The 22,302-nt window shown below is 60.9% G+C and carries 17 protein-coding genes; 9 read left to right on the plus strand and 8 right to left on the minus strand.

Going from position 1 to position 22,302, the window contains the following annotated elements; all coding sequences use genetic code 11:
* Window positions 1-112 precede the first annotated feature (112 nt).
* From FBY12_RS02495 to FBY12_RS02515, 5 genes are all read left to right on the plus strand, one after another.
* Window positions 113-1,243: an NnrS family protein gene (locus FBY12_RS02495; RefSeq protein WP_256663251.1), complete on the plus strand. Its 1,131-nt coding sequence runs from the start codon at window positions 113-115 to the stop codon at window positions 1,241-1,243.
* A gap of 270 nt (window positions 1,244-1,513) precedes the next feature.
* The gene (locus tag FBY12_RS02500) at window positions 1,514-1,969 is read left to right on the plus strand and encodes a (2Fe-2S)-binding protein (RefSeq protein WP_092269575.1); all 456 of its coding nucleotides are present in this window, start codon (window positions 1,514-1,516) and stop codon (window positions 1,967-1,969) included.
* Between the two features lie 31 nt (window positions 1,970-2,000).
* Window positions 2,001-4,169 carry a xanthine dehydrogenase family protein molybdopterin-binding subunit gene (locus tag FBY12_RS02505; RefSeq protein ID WP_145252294.1) on the plus strand — a complete coding sequence of 723 codons (2,169 nt, stop codon included), beginning with the start codon at window positions 2,001-2,003 and terminating at the stop codon, window positions 4,167-4,169.
* 1 nt (window position 4,170) lies between these two features.
* Window positions 4,171-4,749: a hypothetical protein gene (locus tag FBY12_RS02510; RefSeq protein WP_092269572.1), complete on the plus strand. Its 579-nt coding sequence runs from the start codon at window positions 4,171-4,173 to the stop codon at window positions 4,747-4,749.
* Between the two features lie 74 nt (window positions 4,750-4,823).
* Window positions 4,824-5,453 (plus strand): GGDEF domain-containing protein, encoded by a 630-nt coding sequence (locus FBY12_RS02515; RefSeq protein WP_145250824.1) that lies wholly within the window; start codon window positions 4,824-4,826, stop codon window positions 5,451-5,453.
* A gap of 402 nt (window positions 5,454-5,855) precedes the next feature.
* Here the strand turns inward: FBY12_RS02515 and fabI are convergent, their stop codons facing one another.
* The 8 genes from fabI to gloB form a co-directional block, all read right to left on the minus strand.
* Window positions 5,856-6,650 carry an enoyl-ACP reductase FabI gene (gene fabI / locus FBY12_RS02525; protein ID WP_121733857.1) on the minus strand — a complete coding sequence of 265 codons (795 nt, stop codon included), beginning with the start codon at window positions 6,648-6,650 and terminating at the stop codon, window positions 5,856-5,858.
* A gap of 21 nt (window positions 6,651-6,671) precedes the next feature.
* Entirely contained in the window at window positions 6,672-8,282 is a 1,611-nt protein-coding gene (locus FBY12_RS02530) for an ABC transporter ATP-binding protein (protein ID WP_145250827.1), read from the minus strand.
* A gap of 1 nt (window position 8,283) precedes the next feature.
* Window positions 8,284-9,303 (minus strand): ABC transporter permease, encoded by a 1,020-nt coding sequence (locus FBY12_RS02535; RefSeq protein ID WP_092269554.1) that lies wholly within the window; start codon window positions 9,301-9,303, stop codon window positions 8,284-8,286.
* Window position 9,304: 1 nt separating this feature from the next.
* The gene (locus FBY12_RS02540) at window positions 9,305-10,378 is read right to left on the minus strand and encodes a microcin C ABC transporter permease YejB (protein ID WP_092269551.1); all 1,074 of its coding nucleotides are present in this window, start codon (window positions 10,376-10,378) and stop codon (window positions 9,305-9,307) included.
* A gap of 4 nt (window positions 10,379-10,382) precedes the next feature.
* Window positions 10,383-12,224, minus strand: a complete 1,842-nt coding sequence (locus tag FBY12_RS02545; protein ID WP_145250830.1) for an extracellular solute-binding protein — start codon at window positions 12,222-12,224, stop codon at window positions 10,383-10,385.
* Window positions 12,221-14,020 (minus strand): extracellular solute-binding protein, encoded by a 1,800-nt coding sequence (locus tag FBY12_RS02550; RefSeq protein ID WP_178111729.1) that lies wholly within the window; start codon window positions 14,018-14,020, stop codon window positions 12,221-12,223. The genes FBY12_RS02545 and FBY12_RS02550 overlap by 4 nt, the downstream gene beginning before the upstream one ends.
* A 341-nt stretch (window positions 14,021-14,361) precedes the next feature.
* On the minus strand, window positions 14,362-15,837 hold the full coding sequence (locus FBY12_RS02555) for a transglycosylase SLT domain-containing protein (RefSeq protein ID WP_145250836.1): 1,476 nt from the start codon (window positions 15,835-15,837) through the stop codon (window positions 14,362-14,364).
* 99 nt (window positions 15,838-15,936) lie between these two features.
* Window positions 15,937-16,704, minus strand: a complete 768-nt coding sequence (gloB, locus tag FBY12_RS02560) for a hydroxyacylglutathione hydrolase (protein ID WP_145250839.1) — start codon at window positions 16,702-16,704, stop codon at window positions 15,937-15,939.
* Between the two features lie 65 nt (window positions 16,705-16,769).
* Here gloB and FBY12_RS02565 point away from each other — a divergent pair, with 65 nt between their 5' ends.
* The 4 genes from FBY12_RS02565 (at window position 16,770) to FBY12_RS02580 (ending at window position 22,296) form a co-directional block, all read left to right on the plus strand.
* Entirely contained in the window at window positions 16,770-17,528 is a 759-nt protein-coding gene (locus FBY12_RS02565; protein ID WP_092269539.1) for a class I SAM-dependent methyltransferase, read from the plus strand.
* A gap of 114 nt (window positions 17,529-17,642) precedes the next feature.
* Window positions 17,643-18,095: a ribonuclease HI gene (rnhA, locus tag FBY12_RS02570; RefSeq protein WP_054047533.1), complete on the plus strand. Its 453-nt coding sequence runs from the start codon at window positions 17,643-17,645 to the stop codon at window positions 18,093-18,095.
* Window positions 18,096-18,272: 177 nt separating this feature from the next.
* Window positions 18,273-19,031: a DNA polymerase III subunit epsilon gene (gene dnaQ, locus FBY12_RS02575; protein ID WP_145250842.1), complete on the plus strand. Its 759-nt coding sequence runs from the start codon at window positions 18,273-18,275 to the stop codon at window positions 19,029-19,031.
* Window positions 19,032-20,040: 1,009 nt separating this feature from the next.
* Window positions 20,041-22,296 (plus strand): Orn/Lys/Arg decarboxylase N-terminal domain-containing protein, encoded by a 2,256-nt coding sequence (locus tag FBY12_RS02580; protein WP_145250845.1) that lies wholly within the window; start codon window positions 20,041-20,043, stop codon window positions 22,294-22,296.
* Window positions 22,297-22,302: the final 6 nt, after the last annotated feature.

Below are 22,302 nucleotides of genomic sequence, written 5' to 3' on the forward strand. Positions count from 1 at the left end.
GCAAAACACCTGTAGGAGTGAGCCTGCTCGCAATAGCAATTTCTCATCCAGAAGTTATGGAAACTGGACAAACGCAATCGCGAGCAGGCTCGCTCCTACAGGTTCTGCGGCGGTGTTCAGTCTGGGGTTTCGGCCGTTTTTTCTGGCGGGCGCCGGGTTTGCGTTGCTGGCCGTGGCTATCTGGGGTTTTTGGCTCTACGGGCGTCTACCCGGCGCGCAACCGGTGGGCGGCATGTTGGCGTGGCATCGACATGAAATGCCGTTCGGTTTTGCCACGGCGATCATTGCCGGGTTCCTGCTGACCGCAGTGCCGAACTGGACCGGCCGCCCCGGCCTCAACGGCTGGCCGCTGATCGGTCTGGTGATGGTGTGGCTGCTGGCGCGGCTGGCCTGGCTGCTGCCAATTGCGCCGCCGCTGTTAATCGCCGCGCAAGTCCCGTTTTTGCCGTTGCTGGCGTGGTGCATCGGCCGCGATCTGGTGAAGGCGCGCAAACGTGACAACTATCCGATTCTGCTGATGATCATGCTGCTGGCGGGCTGTCAGGGGTTGACGCTGTGGGGCATCGCCAGCGATGACGCAGCAATGCAACGCCACGGTGTTTTGGCAGCGTTGTGGCTGGTCGCGGCGCTGATGAGCGTGATTGGTGGGCGGGTGATTCCGTTTTTTATTCAGCGTGGCTTGAACCGTCCTGCCGCTGCCGCCGCGCAGCCATTGCTGACGAAAATGTTGCTGCTCGGCGGCGTGCTGCTGGCGTTTTCGTTTGCTGCCGGTTTCAACGACACCCCACGGATTTGGCTGGGCGCACTGTTCGCGATGATCGCGGTTTTGCATGTGCAGCGCTTGTGGCGCTGGCACGATCGCGGCATCTGGCGCGTGCCGTTGCTGTGGTCGTTGTATCTGGCGTATGCGTGGCTGGCGGTCGCCGCGCTGGCCATGGCGCTGTGGCACGCCGGGTGGATGCCGCAACAAAGCCTGGCGACACATGCGCTGGCGGTCGGCGGGATTGGCGGCTTGATCCTGGCGATGATCGCCCGCGTCAGCCTCGGGCACACCGGCCGACCGCTGCAACCGCGCAAAAGCATGGTGCTGGGATTCGGCTTGTTGGTGCTCGCCGGGTTGAGCCGAGTGCTGCTGGTGCCGTTTTCCAGCGCCGGGCTGGGCCTTTCGGCGCTGCTGTGGTGCGTCGCGTTCGCTCTGTTTTTGCTGCACTACAGCGCCATCCTGCTCAAACCCAGACTCTGAACCAACCTAACCCCTGTAGGAGCAAGGCTTGCCCGCGAAGGCGTCGTGTCAGTCGATATCTTTTTCAACTGGCAGAACGCGTTCGCGGGCAAGCCTCGTTCCTGCATGGGCATTTGCGGGTTCACAGGTGACCGGCGGTCGCTGAAGCTGGCCGTGCGGTCAATCTGCGCTTAGCTGTATGGATAAACCCGAGGCGCGTGGACCGCCGACCCTGCAACGACGCGGTCACAGCGAGCCCTTCAGAACACCGTGAGTCTGAGGAAATCCGCAATGCTGACCCTGAATATCAATGGCAAGGACCAGGAGCTGAATGTCCCCGCCGACATGCCGCTGCTCTGGGTTCTGCGCGATGTCGCGCACCTGACCGGGACCAAGTTCGGTTGCGGCATGGCCCAGTGCGGCGCCTGCACCGTGCACGTCGATGGCGCGCCGCTGCGCTCGTGCATCACCCCCGCAACCGCAGTCGCCCACGGGCAAAAAATCCTCACCATCGAAGGCTTGTCTACCGACGGTTCGCACCCGGTGCAGCAGGCCTGGGCCGAACTCGACGTGGTGCAATGCGGTTATTGCCAGTCGGGGCAGATCATGTCCGCCGCCGCGCTGCTGGCGAAAATCCCCAAACCCACCGACAGCGACATCGATCAGGCGCTGTCCGGCAATATCTGCCGCTGCGGCACCTACCCAAGGATTCGCGCTGCGGTCAAACGCGCGGCCGACATCGGTTGAAGCCACGTCGAGGGGAGTCATCGCAATGACCATGAATAGCCTCAACCCGGTTTCACGGCGCAACTTTCTCAAGGGCAGCGCCATGCTTGGCGGCGGTCTGGTGGTGGCGTTTGTCATCCCCGGCGCCCACCGTTTTGCCCTCGGCGCGGAGAATCAGGGCAACGTTTTCGCGCCCAACGCCTTCCTGCGCATCGCCAGCGACAACAGCGTGACCATGCTGCTCGGCCACTCGGAAATGGGCCAGGGCATCTGGACCGGCCTGACCATGCTGATCGCCGAAGAACTGGACGCCGACTGGTCGAAAATTCGCGTCGAACACTCGCCAGCCTCGGCCAAGGATTACGGCTTGGCCGGTTTTGGCGGCATGCAGATCACCGGCGGCTCGACCTCAACCTGGATGGAGTTCGACCGCTACCGCCAGGCCGGCGCTGCGGCGCGCTTGATGTTGATCGACGCCGCCGCGAAACGCTTCAACGTAGCTCCGTCGCAGATCCGCACCGAGCCCGGCGTGGTGATTGCCGGTGAGCACCGCGCGACCTACGGCGAGCTGGCGGATGACGCCGGCAAGTTGCCAGTGCCGGACCCGGCGTCGATCAAATTCAAGGACGCCAAGGATTGGAAAATCATCGGCAAACCGACCCCGCGCCTCGACACCCCGGAGAAAATTACCGGCCGCGCCAAGTTCGGCATGGACGTGCAATTCGACGGCCTGATGACTGCGATGGTCGCGCGTTCGCCAGTGTTCGGCGGCAGCGTCAAATCCTTCGAGGGCGCCGAGGCCCTGGCCATACCGGGCGTGCATAAAGTGCTGCAAGTGCCGACCGGTGTGGCGGTGATCGCCGAGCATTATTGGGCGGCGAAACTGGGCCGCGATGCGCTGAAAATCGATTGGGACTTGGGGCCGAACGCCGGGCTCGACAGCCTCAAACTGCTCGAAAGTTTCCGCCAACTCGCGACCACGCCCGGCATGTCTGCCAGCCAGGCCGGGGACGCCGTGGCGACGTTGAAGACGGCGGCGAAAACCATCGACGTCGAATACAGCGTGCCGTACCTCGCCCACGCGCCGATGGAACCGCTCAACTGCACGGTGAAAATCAGCGCCGACAAATGCGAGATCTGGACCGGCACGCAGTTTCAGACGCTGGATCAAATGATTGCCGGGCAGATCACTGGGCTGAAACCCGAACAAGTGGAAATTCACACCGAATTCCTCGGCGGCGGTTTCGGTCGGCGGGCCAATCCGACTTCGGACTTTGTCGCCGAAGCGGTGCAAGTGGCCAAGGCTGCGGGCATGCCGGTGAAAACGGTGTGGGCGCGCGAGGATGACATTCGCGGCGGCTATTACCGCTCGATGTTTCTGCATCAGGCCAACATTGGCCTCGATGCCGATGGCCTGCCGCTGGCGTGGAAACATGTGCTGGTCGGGCAGTCGATCATGGACGGCACGGCGTTCGCCCCGATGATGGTCAAGGATGGCGTCGACAAGACCTCGGTCGAGGGTGTGGCCGACAGCCCTTACCTGGCGAAACTGGCCAACCATCACGTCGAGCTGCATTCGCCGAAAACCGGCATCAACGTGCTGTGGCTGCGTTCGGTGGGGCACACGCACACCGGTTTTGTCATGGAATCGCTGATCGACGAAATGGCCGAAGCCGCCGGCAAGGACCCGGTGGAATACCGACGAGCCCTGCTCAAGGAGCATCCGCGCCACCTCGGTGTGCTGAATCTGGCGGTGGAGAAAGCCAATTGGAGTGCGCCGCTGCCGGATGGCCACGCGTTGGGCGTGGCGGTGCATGAATCGTTCGGCAGCTACGTCGCACATGTCGCCGAAGTGTCGCAGGACAACCTGAAAATTCGCGTGCATCGCGTGGTCTGTGCGGTGGATTGCGGCATCGCGGTCAACCCGCAGAGCATCGCCGCGCAGATGGAGTCCTGCGTCGCGTTCGGCCTCAGTTTCGCGCTGCACAGCAAACTGACGCTCAAGGATGGTGCGGTGGTGCAGTCCAACTATCACGATTATCAGGTGCTGCGGCTCAACGAAATGCCGGTGGTCGAGGTGCACATCGTGCCCAGCAGCGAAAAACCCGGCGGCATCGGCGAGGCCGGCGTGCCACCGATGGCGCCAGCGGTGGCCAATGCGTTGTTTGCCTTGACCGGGCAACGCCTGCGCGAATTGCCGCTGCAGTTGTCGGGGGTGTGAGATGAAACGACATTTGATGCTGGGCGCGGTGGTTATGGTCGGTCTGGCCGGTTATGCCTCGGATTTGTTTGCCGAAGACCCGGCGGCATTGAAGGCCTTCGAAACGGTGCAGAAGGTCTTCCAAAGTCCGCGCTGCCAGAACTGCCATATCCCCGGCGATTCGCCGTTGCAATTCGACGCCGGTATTCCTCACGCGATGAACGTGGTGCGCGGCATGGACGGCAAGGGCGCCGCCGGTTTGCCGTGTGCGACGTGCCACGCGGAGAGCAATCCGCCGGCCAGTTACGGCCCGCACGCGCCGCCGGGTGCGCCGCACTGGAGCCTGCCGCCCGCCGCGCACAAAATGGCCTGGATCGGCCTGCCTGCGGACAAACTCTGCGCGATGATCAAGGACCGGTCGAGCAACGGTGACCGCGATTTCGCCGCGCTGATCAAGCACGTCAGCGACGACAAACTGGTGCTCTGGGGTTGGAATCCCGGCGGTAATCGGGCGCCGGTGCCGGTGCCGCACGACATATTTGTCACGCAGTTCAAACTGTGGGCGGATGCCGGAGGACCGTGCCCGGTGGCGGGCATCTGACCAACGGCGGGCTAAAAAGGAGTCAAACCGGGTATGTGCGCCTCTAACGCACATACCCTCCACAGGAGTGACACATGCTGCTTCCAGGCAAACCGATCAAACCGGGCACTTTCGCAGATGCCGTGCACGGGCCGGATACTGCTTTGCGGGAGCGTGAATTGCTGCGCGATCTAGCGCGAAAAGCCGAGCAGGAGCTGACGGCGGTGCAGGTCGCCAGCCTTGATGAATTGACTCTTTTGCCCAATTGCCACGGCTTCGAGGCCTTGGCGCAAATGGGCCTGGATGCCTGTCTGGACTTGGGCAAACCGGCGACCTTGTTGTCTTTCGATCTCGATCACTTTCAACACATCAACCAGTTGTATGGTCGCGCGGAAGGTGATGATGCGTTGAAGACGTTTGCTGACGTGTTGCGCATCGCGTTTCGTGAAAGTGATGTGGTCGGACGCATGGGCGGCGATGAATTCGCCGCGCTGCTGACGGGTGCCAGCGCGGTGGATGTCAACGCCATCCGTGCACGGCTTGAGGAGATGCTCGACGAGCGCAACGCCACGGTGCACCGCGCCTATGACATTCGCTTCAGCATTCGCCAGATCGAATTTCACCCGGCGCTGCATCGCACTGTTAGCGGGTTGTTGCGGGCGATCAGCCGCCAGGTCGACTGCGCAGTGGGTAGGGGTGTGTCAGGCGATATTGATGTCACCTGACCCACCGCCATCGCGAGCAAGCTCAGCTCCCACAGGGATTTTTGGTGTTCGGAAAATCTGTGTCCAACCGCAAATCCCCTGTAGGAGTGAGCCTGCTCGCGATGGCGGTCTATCAGTCTGGATTTATATCGCCTGACCCACCGCCATCGCGAGCAAGCTCAGCTCCCACAGGGATTTCTGGTGTTCGGAAAATCTGTGTTCCACCCGCAAATCCCCTGTAGGAGTGAGCCTGCTCGCGATGGCGGTGGGTCAGGACACATGACATCGCCTGACCCACCGCTTTCGCGAGCAAGCTCAGCTCCTACAGGGGTTTTTGTGTTTAGAGAATTTGTGTCCAACCCCAAATCCCGGGCATAAAAAAACCCGCCATCGCGGCGGGTTTTTTCGGGGGTTAACCGAAGATTACTCTTCGATGTTGCCCATGGCGGTGGTGTTGAAGCCGCCGTCGACGTACATGATTTCGCCGCTGATGCCGGACGCCAGGTCCGAGCACAGGAAGGCGCCGGCGTTGCCGACTTCGTCGATGGTGACGTTGCGACGCAGCGGGGTTTGCGCTTCGTTGGCGGCCAGCATCTTGCGGAAGTTCTTGATACCGGAAGCGGCGAGGGTGCGGATCGGGCCAGCCGATACGGCGTTGACGCGGGTGCCGTCCGGGCCCAGGGAGCCGGCCAGGTAACGTACGCCAGCTTCCAGCGAAGCCTTGGCCATGCCCATTACGTTGTAGTTCGGCATGGTGCGCTCGGCGCCCAGGTACGACAGGGTCAGCAGGCTGCCGTTGCGGCCCTTCATCATTTCGCGGCCAGCCTTGGCCAGGGCCACGAAGCTGTAGGCGCTGATGTCGTGAGCGATGCGGAAACCTTCACGGGTGGTGGCTTCAGTGAAGTCGCCGTCCAGTTGGTCGCCCGGGGCGAAGCCGACGGAGTGAACGATCACGTCCAGGCCATCCCACTTCTTGCTCAACTCTTCGAAGACCTTGGCGATTTCTTCATCGCTGGCCACGTCGCACGGGAAGCACAGCTCAGGGCTCGAGCCCCAGCCTTGTGCGAATTCTTCAACACGACCTTTCAGTTTGTCGTTCTGATAAGTGAAGGCAAGCTCAGCGCCCTCGCGATGCATGGCGGCAGCGATGCCGGATGCGATGGACAGCTTGCTGGCGACACCGACGATCAGTACGCGCTTACCGGCGAGAAAACCCATGTGTTGCTCCTCTCTTTCAGGTTATTGCGCAGTGGCTGGTGCCAGGAAAGCGGCTTCCAGCAACTGCTGTGTATACGGATGTTGGGGGGCGGCAAAGATACTTTGCGCGTCACCCTGTTCGACCACTTGGCCATGCTTGACCACCATCAGCTGGTGGCTCAGCGCCTTGACGACAGCCAGGTCATGGCTGATAAACAGATACGTCAGGTTGTACTTGGTTTGCAGTGAACGCAAAAGCTCCACCACTTGGCGTTGCACCGTGCGGTCGAGGGCCGAAGTCGGCTCGTCGAGCAGGATCAACGCCGGTTTTAGCACTAATGCCCGGGCAATGGCGATTCTCTGCCGCTGCCCGCCGGAAAATTCGTGGGGGTATCGGTTCCGGGTTTCCGGGTCCAGGCCTACCTCCTTCAATGCCGCAATAATCGCTTGTTCCTGTTCCGCCTCGGTGCCCATCTTGTGAATTCGCAGGCCTTCGCCGACGATCTGGCTCACGCACATGCGCGGGCTCAGGCTGCCGAACGGGTCCTGAAAGACCACCTGCATCTCCCGGCGCAACGGCCGAATCTCGTTCTGCGTCAGGCAGTCTAGCTGCTTGCCCTCAAAACGGATGCCGCCCTTGCTGCCGATCAAACGCAAAATCGCCAGACCGAGCGTCGATTTGCCGGAACCGCTTTCCCCGACAATCCCCAGCGTCTGCCCCTGCGGCAGGCTGAAATTGATCCCGTCCACCGCTTTGATGTGATCAACCGTGGTTTTCAGAAAGCCTTTCTTGATCGGAAACCAGACTTTCAAGTCGTCGACCTGCAGCAACGGCGGGCCGATTTCATTGGTCGCCGGCTTGCCGCTGGGCTCCGCTGCCAGCAGTTCCCGAGTGTACGGATGCTGCGGCGCGCGGAACAACTCTGCGCACGATGCCTGTTCGACGATGCAACCGCGCTGCATGACACATACGCGATGCGCAATTCTTCGCACAAGGTTCAAATCGTGACTGATCAGTAACAACGCCATGCCCAGGCGCGACTGCAATTCCTTGAGCAATTCGAGGATTTTCAGCTGAACGGTCACGTCCAGCGCAGTGGTCGGTTCGTCGGCAATCAGCAATTCCGGCTCGTTGGCCAAGGCCATGGCGATCATCACCCGCTGCCGTTGGCCGCCGGACAACTCATGCGGCAATGCCTTGAGGCGCTTGTGCGGCTCGGGAATGCCGACCATCTCCAGCAACTCCAGCGTGCGCCGGCTCGCCACTTTGCCGGTCAGACCCTTGTGAATGCCGAGCACCTCGTTGATCTGCTTCTCGATCGAGTGCAGCGGATTCAGCGAAGTCATCGGCTCCTGGAAAATCATCGCGATGCGGTTGCCGCGAATATGCCGGATGGTTTTCTCTTTCAGGCTGAGCAAATCCTGCCCCGCGTATTCGATGGTGCCAGACGGATGGCGCGCGAGCGGGTAGGGCAGCAGGCGCAGGATCGAGTGCGCGGTCACCGATTTGCCGGAGCCGCTTTCGCCGACCAGGGCCAGGGTTTCGCCGTGTTTGATATCGAAACTGACGCCTTCGACCACTCGCTGCACGCGCTCGCCGACGACGAATTCGACGGCGAGGTCGCGCACTTCGATCAGATTGTCCTGATTCATTTCACTTCCTCGGGTCGAAGGCATCGCGAGCGGACTCGCCGATAAACACCAGCAAACTCAACATCAGCGCCAGCACCGCAAACGCGCTCATGCCCAGCCAGGGCGCTTGCAGATTGGATTTGCCCTGAGCCACCAGTTCACCCAGCGACGGGCTGCCGGCCGGCAAACCGAAACCGAGGAAATCCAGCGCAGTGAGCGTGCCGATGGCGCCGGTGAGGATGAACGGCATAAACGTCATGGTCGAGACCATCGCGTTGGGCAGGATGTGGCGGAACATGATCGCGCCATTCTGCATGCCCAGCGCCCGGGCGGCGCGCACGTATTCGAGGTTGCGCCCGCGCAGGAACTCGGCGCGGACCACGTCCACCAGGCTCATCCACGAGAACAACAGCATGATCCCCAGCAGCCACCAGAAGTTCGGCTGGACGAAACTGGCGAGAATGATCAGCAGGTACAACACCGGCAGCCCGGACCAGATCTCGAGAAAGCGCTGCCCGGCGAGATCGACCCAACCGCCATAAAACCCCTGCAACGCGCCGGCGATCACACCGATGATCGAGCTCAGAATGGTCAGCGTCAGCGCAAACAGCACCGACACACGGAAGCCGTAAATCACCCGCGCCAGCACGTCACGGCCCTGATCGTCGGTGCCCAGCAGGTTATCTGCCGAGGGCGGCGCCGGGGCCGGGACTTTCAGGTCGTAGTTGATGCTCTGGTAGCTGTAGGGAATCGGCGCCCACAACACCCACGCGTCCTTGGCTTTGAGCAATTCGCGGATGTACGGGCTCTTGTAATTGGCCTCGAGCGGAAATTCGCCGCCGAAGGTGGTTTCCGGATAACGCTTGAGCGCCGGGAAATACCAGCCGTCGTCGTAATGCACCACCAGCGGTTTGTCGTTGGCGATCAATTCGGCGCCGAGGCTGGCGCCAAACAGGATCAGAAACAGCCACAGCGACCACCAGCCGCGCTTGTTGGCTTTGAACAGTTCGAAACGTCGGCGATTGAGCGGGGACAGGTTCATCTCAATGCTCCCGATGTTCGAAGTCGATCCGAGGATCGACCAGGGTGTAGGTGAGGTCGCCGATCAATTTCACCACCAGCCCCAATAACGTGAAGATAAACAGCGTGCCGAACACCACCGGGTAATCGCGGTTGATCGCCGCTTCAAAACTCATCAGGCCGAGGCCATCGAGGGAGAAAATCACTTCGACCAGCAGCGAACCGGTGAAGAAAATCCCGATAAACGCCGAGGGGAAACCGGCGATCACCAACAGCATCGCGTTGCGGAACACGTGGCCGTACAGCACTTTGTGATGGGTCAGGCCCTTGGCTTTGGCGGTGACCACGTACTGTTTGTTGATTTCATCGAGAAAGCTGTTTTTCGTCAGCAGGGTCATGGTCGCGAAGTTGCCAATCACCAGCGCGGTCACTGGCAATGCCAAGTGCCAGAAGTAGTCGAGGACTTTGCCGCCCATGCTCAGCTCGGCGAAGTTGTTCGAGGTCAAGCCGCGTAACGGGAACCAGTCGAAGTAACTGCCGCCGGCGAACAACACGATCAGCAGAATCGCGAACAGGAACGCCGGGATCGCGTAGCCGACGATGATCAGCGAACTGGTCCAGACATCGAAATGGCTGCCGTGGCGCGTGGCTTTGGCGATCCCCAGCGGGATCGACACCAGGTACATGATCAGCGTGCTCCAGAGCCCGAGCGAGATCGACACCGGCATCTTTTCCTTGATCAGGTCGATAACCTTGGCGTCGCGGAAGAAGCTGTCGCCGAAATCCAGGGTCGCGTAGTTCTTGATCATGATCCACAAGCGTTCCGGCGCCGATTTGTCGAAGCCGTACATGTGCTCGATTTCCTTGACCAACGCCGGGTCAAGGCCCTGGCCACCGCGATAGGACGACCCGGCCACCGACACTTCGGCGCCGCCGCCAGCGATGCGGCTGGTGGCGCCGTCGAAGCCTTCGAGCTTGGCGATCATCTGTTCCACCGGACCACCGGGGGCGGCCTGGATGATCACGAAGTTGATCAGCAAGATGCCGAACAAGGTCGGGATGATCAGCAGCAGTCGCCGAAAAATATACGCCAGCATCTGATTACTCCGTGCCCGCAGGGTCGGCTTGCAGTTTCGATTCGACTTCTACCGCTGGCGCCGCGTCAGGCTTGATCCACCAGGTGTTGATGCCGACGTCGTACTTGGGCGAGGTTGTGGGGTGACCGATGTGGTTCCAGTAAGCCACGCGCCAGGTCTTGATGTGCCAGTTGGGGATCACGTAATAACCCCATTGCAGCACACGGTCGAGCGCGCGGGCGTGGGCCACCAGACTTTTGCGTGAATCGGCGTTGATCAGTTGTTCGACCAACTGGTCAACCGCCGGGTCTTTCAAACCCATGGTATTGCGGCTGCCGGGTTTATCGGCGGCGGCGGACATCCAGAATTCGCGCTGCTCGTTGCCCGGCGAGCTGGACTGCGGAAAGCTGCCGACAATCATGTCGAAGTCGCGCGAACGCACGCGGTTGACGTACTGCGAAACATCGACGCGGCGGATCACCATGTCGATGCCGAGATCGCTGAGGTTGCGCTTGAACGGTAGCAGCACCCGTTCAAAATCGGTCTGCGCCAAGAGGAATTCGATGGTCACCGGTTTGCCGTGGGTGTCGACCATTTTGTCGTCGACGATGCGCCAGCCAGCCTCTTGCAGCAGTTGATAGGCCTTGCGTTGCTGGTTGCGAATCATGCCGCTGGCGTCGGTCATCGGGTTCTGGAACGCTTCGCTAAACACTTGCTCGGGGATCTTGCCGCGAAACGGATCGAGGATCGCCAATTGATCGGCATCCGGCAGGCCGGTCGCGGCCATTTCCGAGTTCTCGAAGTAACTGCGCGTGCGCGCGTAGGCGCCGTTGAACAGTTGCTTGTTGGTCCACTCGAAATCCAGCAGCAGCGTCAGCGCCTGACGCACGCGCACATCCTGGAACGCCTCACGGCGCAGGTTGAAGACGAAGCCTTGCATGCCGGTCGGGTTGCCGTTGGGAATCTGTTCCTTGATCAACCGGCCCTCGGTCACCGCCGGAATGTTGTAGGCGTTGGCCCAATTCTTCGCGGTCATCTCTAGCCAGTAATCGAACTGCCCGGCCTTGAGCGCTTCCAGGGCCACGGTGTTGTCGCGGTAATAGTCCGTGGTCATCACGTCAAAGTTATAGAAACCGCGATTGACCGGCAGGTCTTTGCCCCAGTAATCCTTGACCCGCTCGTAGCGCACCGAACGCCCGGCCTTCACTTCGCTGACCTTGTACGGGCCACTGCCGAGCGGCATTTCGAGGTTGCCCTTGTTGAAGTCGCGCGTCGCCCACCAGTGTTTCGGCAGCACCGGGATCTGGCCGAGGATCAGCGGCAGTTCGCGGTTATTGCTGTGCTTGAACTTGAACACTACGGTCAGCGGGTCTTCGGCCACCACGTCGGCAACGTCGTTGTAGTAACCGCGATACAGCGGCGCGCCGTCCTTGACCAGGGTCTGGAAACTGAACACAACGTCTTCGGCGCGCACCGGATGGCCGTCGTTGAAGCGTGCTTCGGGGCGCAGGTAAAAACGCACCCAGCTGTTTTCCGGGTCTTTCTCGATTTTGCCTGCGATCAGCCCGTATTCGGTGAACGGTTCGTCGAGGCTGTGGCGGGTCAGGGTGTCGTAGATCAGGTCGATGTCGCTGGCCGGCACGCCTTTGCTGATGAACGGGTTGAGGCTGTCGAAACCGCCGAGACCGGCCTGGCGGAAGATCCCGCCCTTGGGCGCATCGGGGTTGACGAAGTCGAAGTGCTTGAAGTTGGCCGGGTATTTCGGCGGCTCGTTGTACAGGGTCAGGGCATGTTGCGGGGCGGCGCAGGCCAGCCCGGCGAACAACAGACCGCTGGCCTGCAAGAGCAGGGCGCGTACGGGTTTCATTGATCTTTCTCCGAAGATTTCAGCCACCACGCGGACAGGCCCAGGGTGTAGGGCGGCGTGGTGACGAAAGCCAGCCGATTGCGGTAGGCCAGGCGATGATAATTGAGGTACCAGTTGGGAATGCTGTAGTGCTGCCACAGCAGTACGCGGTCGAGCGCTTTGCCGGCGGCGACCTGTTCGTCGCGAGTTTGCGCGCCGAGCAATTGTTCGAGCAGGTGATCGACCACCGGGTTGGCGATGCCTGCGTAGTTTTTGCTGCCCTTGACCCCGACCTGACTGGAATGGAAATACTGCCACTGCTCCAGTCCGGGGCTGAGGGTCTGGTTGAGCGTGAGCAGGATCATGTCGAAATCGAACTGGTCGAGGCGCTGTTTGTATTGCGCGCGATCAACCGTGCGCAGCCGCGCGTCGATGCCGATGCTCGCGAGGTTCTCAACGTATGGCTGAAGGATCCGTTCGAGGTTCGGGTTGACCAGCAGGATCTCGAACCGTAACGGCCGCCCGGCGGCGTTCTGCACGCGCTGGCCGTTGAGCTTCCAACCGGCTTCAGCGAGCAGCGCCAAGGCCTTGCGCATGGTTTCGCGCGGAATGCCGCGCCCGTCAGTCTGCGACAGGCTGAACGGTTCGGTGAACAGCTTGGCCGGCAATTGCTCGCGGTACGGCTTGAGCATCAGCCATTCGTGCCCGACCGGCAGGCCGCTGGCGGAGAATTCGCTGTTGGGGTAATAACTCATCGCCCGTTTATAGGCGCCGCTGAACAGCGTGCGGTTGGTCCATTCGAAGTCGAACATCAGCCCCAGCGCTTCGCGGACTTTGGTCTCGGCGAACGTCGGGCGCCGGGTGTTCATGAACAGGCCTTGGCTCTGGGTCGGGATCTGATGCGCGATTTGCGCCTTGATCACATCACCACGGCGCACGGCCGGAAAGTTGTAGCCGTTGGCCCAGTTTTTTGCCTGATGCTCGATGTAGATGTCGAACTCGCCAGCCTTGAACGCTTCGAACGCCACGTCGCTGTCGCGGTAAAACTCGACTTGCATGCGGTCGACGTTGTACTTGCCGCGATTGACCGCGAGGTCTTTGCCCCAGTAATCCTTGACCCGCTCGAACACCACTTGCCGCCCCGGTTGCACCGCGGTGATGCGATACGGCCCGCTGCCCAGCGGCGGCTCGAACGTGGTGGCTTTGAAGTCGCGGTTTTTCCAGTAGTGCTGCGGCAGCACCGGCAACTCGCCGAGGCGCAGGATCAGCAGCGGATTGCCGGCGCGTTTGAACACGAAGCGAATCCGCCGCGGATTGAGGATGTCGACCCGCAGCACTTCCTGAAGATTGGTGCGGTACTGCGGATGGCCTTCCTTGAGCAGCAGACGGTAGGAAAACGCCACGTCGTACGCGGTGATCGGCGTGCCATCGTGGAAGCGTGCTTCGGGCCGCAGGTTGAACACTACCCAGCTGCGATCCTCGCTGTATTCCACCGATTGCGCGATCAGGCCATAGCTGGACGTCGGCTCATCGCCGGATGGCGCGTACTGGCCGGTGCCGACCATCAACGGTTCGTTGAGCTCGTTGATGCCGTACTGGAGGAAGTTGGGTGTTGAAACCGGGCTGGAGCCCTTGAAGGTGTAGGGGTTGAGCGTATCGAAGGTGCCAAACGCCATCACCCGCAACGTACCGCCCTTGGGCGCTTGCGGGTTGACCCAGTCGAAGTGGGTAAATCTGGCCGGGTACTTGAGCGTGCCGAACTGCGCATAACCATGGCTTTCGCTGATCGTCGCGTGCGCACAGGGGCTCAATGCCATGCTGATCAGGAGCAGGAGGAGGGGACGCTTCAAGTCAAATCAGATCCGGGCGGCTGGGGCTTTGTGGCCAGTACAGTAACAGCTTGTATCGACAGGAAAAAGACAGGGGCTTAATGCGTAGTTAATTGCGGGGATAGGCGGCCTGTAGCAGCTGCCGAGCGTGCGAGGCTGCGTTCGGCTGTGGGGCAGTCGTGAATCGAGATGACGCGGTGTATCAGGGGTATTTGGCAGTCAGGTTTTACGACTGCTGCGCAGCCGGACGCAGCCTCGCAGGCTCGGCAGCTGCTACATAGGATGCGGATTCTGGGTAAAAAAAAGCCCCTGGATTCAGGGGCTCTTTATTAGCGTGGCGACGACACCGTCAGCATCTGGCCCGGCTTCAGCGCTTGGCCAACGCGCGGATTCCAGCGCTTGAGGTGTTGCATTTCAACGTTGAAACGTTTGGCAACCATATACAGCGAATCGCCTTGCTTGACCTTGTATTGGGTCTGCTGCGATTTGCTGGCAGTAGTAGAAGAGGTTCTGGAGGAGGTTTTGGTTTTGCTGTTCGCCGCGATAACGGTGTTGACGCGACCACTGCGCTTGGCCGGGGTTTTGTCCTGCATGACCAGGGTCTGGCCAACCTTGAGGTTTTTCCCGGTCAACTTGTTCCAGCGTTGCAAATCCCGCACATCGACCTTGTTGGCCTTGGCGATGGTGCCGAGGTTGTCACCACGTTTCACCCGGTAAGCGCGTTTGAGCTGGGCGATTTCCGCACTGTCAGCGCCTTCGAACACAGGCTTGAGCGAGCGCTGACTGATCAATTCGTCCGGGCGCATGGTCGACAGGCTGGCCGTCAGCAGTTGCGCCTTGGACGTCGGCACCAGCAAATGCTGCGGACCGTCGATGGTGGTGCGCTGCTTGAAGGCCGGGTTGAGCTGGAACAGTTCGTCTTCGTCGATGTTGGCCACCGCAGCAACCTTCGACAGGTCCATGCGCTGGTTGATCTCGACGACCTGGAAATACGGTTCGTTGGCAATCGGGTTGAGGTTGACCCCGTAGGCTTCCGGCGCCAGCACCACTTGCGACAGCGCCAGCAACTTTGGCACATAAGCCTGGGTTTCGGCCGGCAGTGGCAGGTTCCAGTAGTCGGTCGGCAGGCCGAGCTTCTCGTTGCGCTCGATGGCGCGGCTGACCGTGCCTTCGCCCGCGTTATAAGCGGCGAGGGCCAGCAACCAGTCACCGTTGAACATGTCGTGCAGACGGGTCAGGTAATCCATCGCCGCCGTGGTCGAAGCGGTGATATCGCGACGGCCATCATAGAAACGGGTTTGTCGCAGATTGAAATAACGCCCGGTGGACGGAATGAACTGCCACAAGCCCACTGCGTCGGCGCGCGAGTAAGCCATCGGGTTATAGGCGCTTTCAATCACTGGCAGCAGCGCCAGTTCCAGCGGCATGTTGCGTTCTTCGAGGCGCTCGACGATGTAGTGAATGTAGAGACTGCCGCGTTCGCCGGCATTTTCGAGGAAGGACGGGTTACTGGCGAACCACAGGCGCTGTTGCTCGATGCGCGGGTTGACGCTGACGCTGTCCTGCAACTGGAAGCCTTGGCGCATGCGCTCCCAGACGTCCTGTGGAATTTGTGGTGTGGGCTTCTCGTTGATCCAGATCGGCTTCTGTTTGGCGCGAGCGGCAACGTTGGGTGTATGGGTGATTTCGGTTTGCGGGACATGGCTTGAACAGCCCGCCAGAGTGGCGGACACAGCCACCGCGATGGCTTGAGCCAGGCGGGTCAATGCGTCTGAATTGATGGCTTTACGAATAGATGACGACATTGGCTGGAAGTAAGTTCCGGGCAAAAATGTCGGGCGATTCTAGAAAGCGCACCCCCTGCGGTCAACCATTCAGATTTATCGGACCCGCCGGGAGCCCGCTTAGAACTTGTCTTTCCAAGCGCGCAAGGCAGCAAAAACCGCAGTGGGACCCTCGTGCAGGGTTCCATTCCGTTCGTCCACTTTTTCTTTAACAGATGTTTCGTCAACCCGCAAAAACGGATTGGTGAGCTTTTCCAAGGCCAAAGTCGAGGGCAGCGTCATGATCCCCGCCTCGCGTTGAGCGCTGACTTTTGCCAGCCGTTCGGCGGTGTCCGGGTTGTTCGGCTCGACGGCGGCGGCAAACTTCAGATTGCTCAAGGTGTACTCGTGGGTGCAATACACCAGCGTATCTTCGGGCAACGCCGCCAGACGCGTGAGCGAGGTGTGCATCTGCTGCGGCGTGCCTTCGAACAGGCGACCGCAACCGGCGGCAAACAGGGTGTCGCCGCAGAACAGCAAACCGTGGTGATAAAACGCGATGTGGCCGAGGGTGTGGCCGGGCACGGCGTACACCTCGAATTCCCAATCGAGCACGTTGATGCGGTCGTTGTCCTCAAGCGCAACGTCGCGCGCCGGGATATTCTCGCTGGCCGGGCCGTAGACTTTTGCGTCGGTCGCATTTTTCAGCTGCTGGACGCCGCCGACATGGTCATGATGATGGTGAGTGATCAGAATATCGCTGAGCACCCAGCCCGGATGCGCCGCGAGCCAAGCTTGTACCGGCGCGGCATCGCCCGGATCGACCACGGCGCAGCGCTGGGTACGGTGGTCCTGTAACAACCAGATGTAGTTGTCGGTGAAGGCGGGCAGGGCACTGATCTGTATCATCGTCGGATTCGCCAAGCGGAAAACATTGGCGCATCTTAGAACTTCCTGGCGCTTTGGAGAATGCAATGACCGATAAAGCGTTCGCTCAGGCCGATCCTGAGTGGCTGGCATTGATCAGCGCCGCCCGTGAATGGCTGGCCGGCCCGATCGGGCAATTTCTGCTGGATGAAGAACGACGCATGCTCGATGAAGAGCTGGGGCGGTTCTTCGGCGGCTATCTTGTGCATTACGGTCCATCGGCGGAAACCCCGCCGGCGGCACCGCAAGTGCAGCGCAATGTGCGCCTCGGTGCGCCGTTGCCGGGCGTCGAGATTGTCTGCGAAGAGCAGGCGTGGCCGCTGAGCGAGCATGCCGCTGACGTCGTGGTGTTGCAGCATGGGCTGGATTTTTGCCTGTCGCCCCACGGCTTGCTGCGTGAAGCGGCCAGCAGCGTGCGACCCGGCGGGCATCTGGTGATCGTCGGCATCAACCCCTGGAGCACCTGGGGCCTGCGCCATATGTTCGCCAATGACGCGATGCGCAAGGCCCGCTGCATTTCGCCATCGCGGGTCGGCGACTGGCTGAACCTGCTGGGTTTCGCGCTGGAGAAACGCCGCTTCGGGTGCTATCGTCCGCCGCTTGCGTCGCCCAAATGGCAGGCCCGTCTGGCAGGCTGGGAGCGCAAGGCCGGTGACTGGCAACTGTCGGGCGGCGGCTTCTATTTACTGGTCGCGCGCAAGATTGCCGTCGGGCTGCGGCCGGTGCGTCAGGCCCGGCGTGAGCCGATGGGCAAACTGATTCCGTTGCCGATGGCCAAGGTCAATCGTCGCAATATCGAGCCGTAAACCTTCTTTATTTTCCCGGTCGGGTGACCCCGGCCTCGGGCATCGTCGATCGCGGATCGGTGAGCCAGCGGATTTTCTCCCGCATTTTTCCCGCATTTTTCTGGATAGATTGGCATGAGCGATAGCGTAGAACTGTTCACTGATGGCGCCTGCAAAGGCAACCCCGGCCCCGGCGGCTGGGGCGCTCTGCTGGTGTGCAAAGGCGTCGAAAAGGAATTGTGGGGCGGCGAAGCCAACACCACCAACAACCGCATGGAGCTGATGGGCGCGATCAAAGGCCTGGAAGAACTCAAGCGTTCCTGCGACGTGCTGCTGGTGACGGATTCGCAGTACGTGATGAAGGGCATCAACGAGTGGATGGCCAACTGGAAAAAACGCGGCTGGAAAACGGCGGCGAAAGAGCCGGTGAAGAATGCCGATCTGTGGAAGTTGCTCGACGAGCAGGTCAACCGCCACACCGTGACCTGGAAATGGGTACGCGGCCACATCGGCCACCATGGCAACGAACGCGCTGACCAACTGGCCAACCGCGGCGTCGACGAAGTTCGCGGTTACAAGCAGGATTGATCCAGCGTTGATCGTTCCAACGCTCTGCGTCCCTATCCAGAGCTGAACGCGGAGCGTCCTTTGAGGCATTCCCACGCAGAGCATGGGAACGAGCATGGCGCGGCCTTCACGAGCGAGCCTGCGAGCATGTTAAGATCGCCGCTTTTGCACGATTGACCCGTTGAGAGCTGAGCACTGATGGCCACCAGATCCGTTGTACTCGATACCGAAACCACCGGCATGCCGGTGACCGACGGCCACCGGATTATCGAAATCGGTTGTGTCGAGTTGATCGGTCGGCGCCTCACCGGCCGGCATTTTCACGTTTACCTGCAACCGGACCGCGAAAGTGATGAAGGCGCCATCGGCGTTCACGGCATCACCAACGAATTCCTGGTCGGCAAGCCTCGTTTCAATGAAGTCGCCGATGAGTTTTTCGAATTCATCAAAGGCGCACAGCTGATCATCCATAACGCGGCGTTCGACGTTGGTTTCATCAACAACGAATTCGCGCTGATGGGCCAGCACGACCGCGCCGACATCACCCAGCATTGCTCGATCCTCGACACCTTGATGATGGCCCGGGAACGTCACCCCGGTCAGCGCAACAGCCTCGATGCCTTGTGCAAACGTTACGGCGTCGACAACTCCGGCCGTGAATTGCACGGCGCCTTGCTCGACTCCGAGATTCTCGCCGACGTTTACCTGACCATGACCGGCGGCCAGACCAGCCTGTCGCTGGCCGGTAATGCATCGGACGGCAACGGCTCTGGCGACGGTGCGGACAACTCCGCCACGGAAATCCGCCGTTTGCCGGTGGATCGCCGACCCACGCGGATCATTCCGGCCAATGAAGATGACCTGGCGCAGCACGTAGCGCGACTCGAAGCGATCGCCAAGTCTGCCGGCGCACCATCACTGTGGCAGCAACTCGCCGAAGCAAAAGCCCAGGCTTGAGGCTGAGATCAGGTTCGGGCAGACGCGAACCTGTGGCGAGCGAGCTTGCTCGCGCTCGGCTGCGCAGCAGTCGTCAATCCTGCGGATGCGGTGTGATTGGGGAAATGCCGGGGGCCGCTTCGCGACCCAACGCGAGCAAGCTCGCTCGCCACGGGATGTAACTCTTCCTCAAATTTGGGATTCTGATCAACGCTGTGGCAGCAACTTGCCGAGACATAAACCCAGGTCTGAGGCTGAGGCGAACCTGTGGCGAGCGAGCTTGCTCGCGCTCGGCTGCGCAGCAGTCGCCAATCCTGCACATGCGGTGTGACTGTGGGAATGCAAGGGGCCGCTTCGCGACCCAACGCGAGCAAGCTCGCTCGCCACGGGATGTCACCCTTCCTCAAATTCGGGATTCTGATCACTGGTGTGGCAGCAACTAGCCGAGGCACAGCCCGGCTCTGAGGCTGAGGCAAACCTGTGGCGAGCGAGCTTGCTCGCGTTCGGCTGCGCAGCAGTCGTCGATCCTGCACATGCGGTGTGATTGGGGAAATGCAGGGGGCCGCTCCGCGCCCCAGCGCGAGCAAGCTCGCTCGCCACAGGATGTAACTCTTTCTCAAATTCGGGATTCTGATCACTGGTGTGGCAGCAACTAGCCGAGGCACAGCCCGGCTCTGAGGTTAGCGCAAACCTGTGGCGAGCGAGCTTGCTCGCGCTCGGCTGCGCAGCAGTCGCCAATCCTGCACATGCGGTGTGATTGGGCAAATGCAGGGGGCCGCTTCGCGACCCAACGCGAGCAAGCTCGCTCGCCACAGGATGTAACTCTTTCTCAAATTCGGGATTCTGTTCAGGGCTGCTGACCACGGGATGTAACTATCCGCAATTCAGCATTTCCGCCCGACAGTGCTGGCTACATGATGGTGCAGCTCCTGACCCGCTTCAGGGCATCCGCGCTCGCCACATTCGCCGCAACCCTCTACCCTGATGGAATTGGCAAACCACGGTCTGCCGCGTCAGGACACTGAGCCTCATGTACAAAGATTTGAAATTTCCGGTGCTGATCGTGCACCGCGACATCAAGGCCGACACGGTTGCCGGCGACCGCGTGCGCGGGATCGCGCGGGAGCTGGAGCAGGAAGGCTTCAGCATTTTGAGTGCGATGGATTACGCCGAAGGGCGCCTCGTGGCGTCGACCCATCACGGCCTCTCGTGCATGTTGATCGCTGCCGAGGACGCCAGCTCCAACTCGCATTTGTTACACAATATGGCCGAATTGATCGGTCTGGCGCGCGTTCGGGCGCCGGACTTGCCGATCTTCGCGCTCGGCGAGCAGGTCACTCTGGAAAATGCCCCGGCCGATGCGATGGCCGAGCTTAACCAACTGCGCGGCATCCTTTACCTGTTCGAAGACACCGTGCCTTTTCTCGCCCGCCAGGTCGCCCGCGCCGCGCGCAAATATCTTGACGGTTTGCTCCCGCCATTCTTCAAGGCGCTGGTGCAGCACACCGCCGATTCCAACTATTCCTGGCACACGCCCGGCCACGGCGGTGGCGTGGCGTATCACAAGAGCCCGGTGGGGCAGGCGTTTCATCAGTTTTTCGGTGAAAACACCCTGCGCTCGGACTTGTCGGTGTCAGTCCCGGAGCTCGGTTCGCTGCTTGATCACACCGGGCCGCTGGCCGAGGCTGAGGCGCGGGCCGCGCGCAATTTCGGCGCCGATCACACCTTCTTCGTGATTAACGGCACCTCGACCGCGAACAAGATTGTCTGGCATTCGATGGTCGCTCGCGATGACTTGGTACTGGTCGACCGCAACTGCCACAAATCGGTATTGCACTCGATCATCATGACCGGCGCCATTCCGCTGTACCTGTGCCCCGAGCGCAATGAACTGGGGATCATCGGCCCGATTCCGTTAAGCGAATTCAGCCGCGAATCGATCCAGGCGAAAATCGACGCCAGTCCGCTGACCAGGGGCCGCGCGCCTAAAGTAAAACTGGCGGTGGTGACCAACTCGACCTACGACGGTCTGTGCTACAACGCAGAGCTGATCAAACAGCAACTCGGCAACAGCGTCGAAGTCCTGCATTTCGACGAAGCCTGGTATGCCTATGCGGCGTTTCACGAATTCTTCGCCGGACGCTACGGCATGGGCACCGCGCGCAGCGAAGACAGCCCGCTGGTGTTCACCACCCATTCCACGCACAAATTGCTCGCCGCGTTCAGCCAGGCCTCGATGATTCACGTGCAGGACGGCGGCGCGCGGCAACTGGACCGCGATCGCTTCAACGAAGCGTTCATGATGCATATCTCTACCTCGCCGCAATACAGCATCATCGCCTCGCTGGACGTCGCGTCGGCGATGATGGAAGGCCCGGCCGGACGTTCGCTGCTGCAGGAAATGTTCGATGAGGCGCTGAGTTTTCGCCGGGCGCTGGCCAATCTGCGCCAGCACATTGCGGCGGACGATTGGTGGTTTTCGATCTGGCAGCCGCCGTCGGTGGAAGGCATCAATCGCGTCAGCACTGAAGACTGGCTGCTGCAACCCGACGCCGATTGGCATGGTTTTGGCGGCGTTACCGATGATTACGTGTTGCTTGATCCAATCAAAGTCACCTTGGTCATGCCGGGCCTGACGGCTGGCGGCGCCCTTAGCGAGCGCGGGATTCCGGCGGCGGTGGTGAGCAAATTCCTCTGGGAACGCGGGTTGGTGGTCGAGAAGACGGGCCTGTATTCATTCCTGGTGCTGTTCTCGATGGGCATCACCAAAGGCAAATGGAGCACGCTGCTCACCGAGTTGCTCGAATTCAAGCGCAGCTACGACGCCAACGTCAGCCTCGGCGCGTGCCTGCCGTGTGTCGCGCAAGAGAACCCGACGCGGTATCAAGGCATGGGCCTGCGCGATCTGTGTGATCAACTGCACGCTTGCTACCGCAGCAACGCCACAGCCAAACACCTGAAACGCATGTACACCGTGCTCCCGGAAATCGCCATGAAACCCGCCGACGCCTATGATCAACTGGTGCGCGGCGAGGTCGAGGCGGTGTCGATCGATGCGCTGGATGGGCGCATTGCGGCGGTGATGCTGGTGCCGTATCCGCCGGGCATTCCGTTGATCATGCCCGGTGAGCGCTTCACCGAGTCGACCCGCTCGATCATCGATTACCTTTCATTCGCCCGTACCTTCGACAGCAGCTTCCCCGGATTTGTCGCCGATGTGCACGGATTGCAACATGAAGACGAGGGCAATGGACGGCATTACACCGTCGATTGCATCAAGGAATGAGGACCT

Origin of the sequence: Pseudomonas sp. SJZ131, from assembly GCF_007828705.1 — a bacterium.
GTDB lineage: Bacteria > Pseudomonadota > Gammaproteobacteria > Pseudomonadales > Pseudomonadaceae > Aquipseudomonas > Aquipseudomonas prosekii.

Bases quoted from the DNA above. Each gene is read 5' to 3' on its own strand.
- gloB (WP_145250839.1), bottom strand. From the start codon at position 16,704: ATGATACAGATCAGTGCCCTGCCCGCCTTCACCGACAACTACATCTGG.
- dnaQ (WP_145250842.1), top strand. From the start codon at position 18,273: ATGGCCACCAGATCCGTTGTACTCGATACCGAAACCACCGGCATGCCG.
- FBY12_RS02500 (WP_092269575.1), top strand. From the start codon at position 1,514: ATGCTGACCCTGAATATCAATGGCAAGGACCAGGAGCTGAATGTCCCC.
- FBY12_RS02505 (WP_145252294.1), top strand. From the start codon at position 2,001: ATGAATAGCCTCAACCCGGTTTCACGGCGCAACTTTCTCAAGGGCAGC.
- rnhA (WP_054047533.1), top strand. From the start codon at position 17,643: ATGAGCGATAGCGTAGAACTGTTCACTGATGGCGCCTGCAAAGGCAAC.
- FBY12_RS02515 (WP_145250824.1), top strand. From the start codon at position 4,824: ATGCTGCTTCCAGGCAAACCGATCAAACCGGGCACTTTCGCAGATGCC.
- FBY12_RS02550 (WP_178111729.1), bottom strand. From the start codon at position 14,020: ATGGCATTGAGCCCCTGTGCGCACGCGACGATCAGCGAAAGCCATGGT.
- FBY12_RS02535 (WP_092269554.1), bottom strand. From the start codon at position 9,303: ATGAACCTGTCCCCGCTCAATCGCCGACGTTTCGAACTGTTCAAAGCC.
- FBY12_RS02555 (WP_145250836.1), bottom strand. From the start codon at position 15,837: ATGTCGTCATCTATTCGTAAAGCCATCAATTCAGACGCATTGACCCGC.
- FBY12_RS02510 (WP_092269572.1), top strand. From the start codon at position 4,171: ATGAAACGACATTTGATGCTGGGCGCGGTGGTTATGGTCGGTCTGGCC.
- FBY12_RS02580 (WP_145250845.1), top strand. From the start codon at position 20,041: ATGTACAAAGATTTGAAATTTCCGGTGCTGATCGTGCACCGCGACATC.
- FBY12_RS02565 (WP_092269539.1), top strand. From the start codon at position 16,770: ATGACCGATAAAGCGTTCGCTCAGGCCGATCCTGAGTGGCTGGCATTG.
- FBY12_RS02540 (WP_092269551.1), bottom strand. From the start codon at position 10,378: ATGCTGGCGTATATTTTTCGGCGACTGCTGCTGATCATCCCGACCTTG.
- FBY12_RS02530 (WP_145250827.1), bottom strand. From the start codon at position 8,282: ATGAATCAGGACAATCTGATCGAAGTGCGCGACCTCGCCGTCGAATTC.
- FBY12_RS02545 (WP_145250830.1), bottom strand. From the start codon at position 12,224: ATGAAACCCGTACGCGCCCTGCTCTTGCAGGCCAGCGGTCTGTTGTTC.
- fabI (WP_121733857.1), bottom strand. From the start codon at position 6,650: ATGGGTTTTCTCGCCGGTAAGCGCGTACTGATCGTCGGTGTCGCCAGC.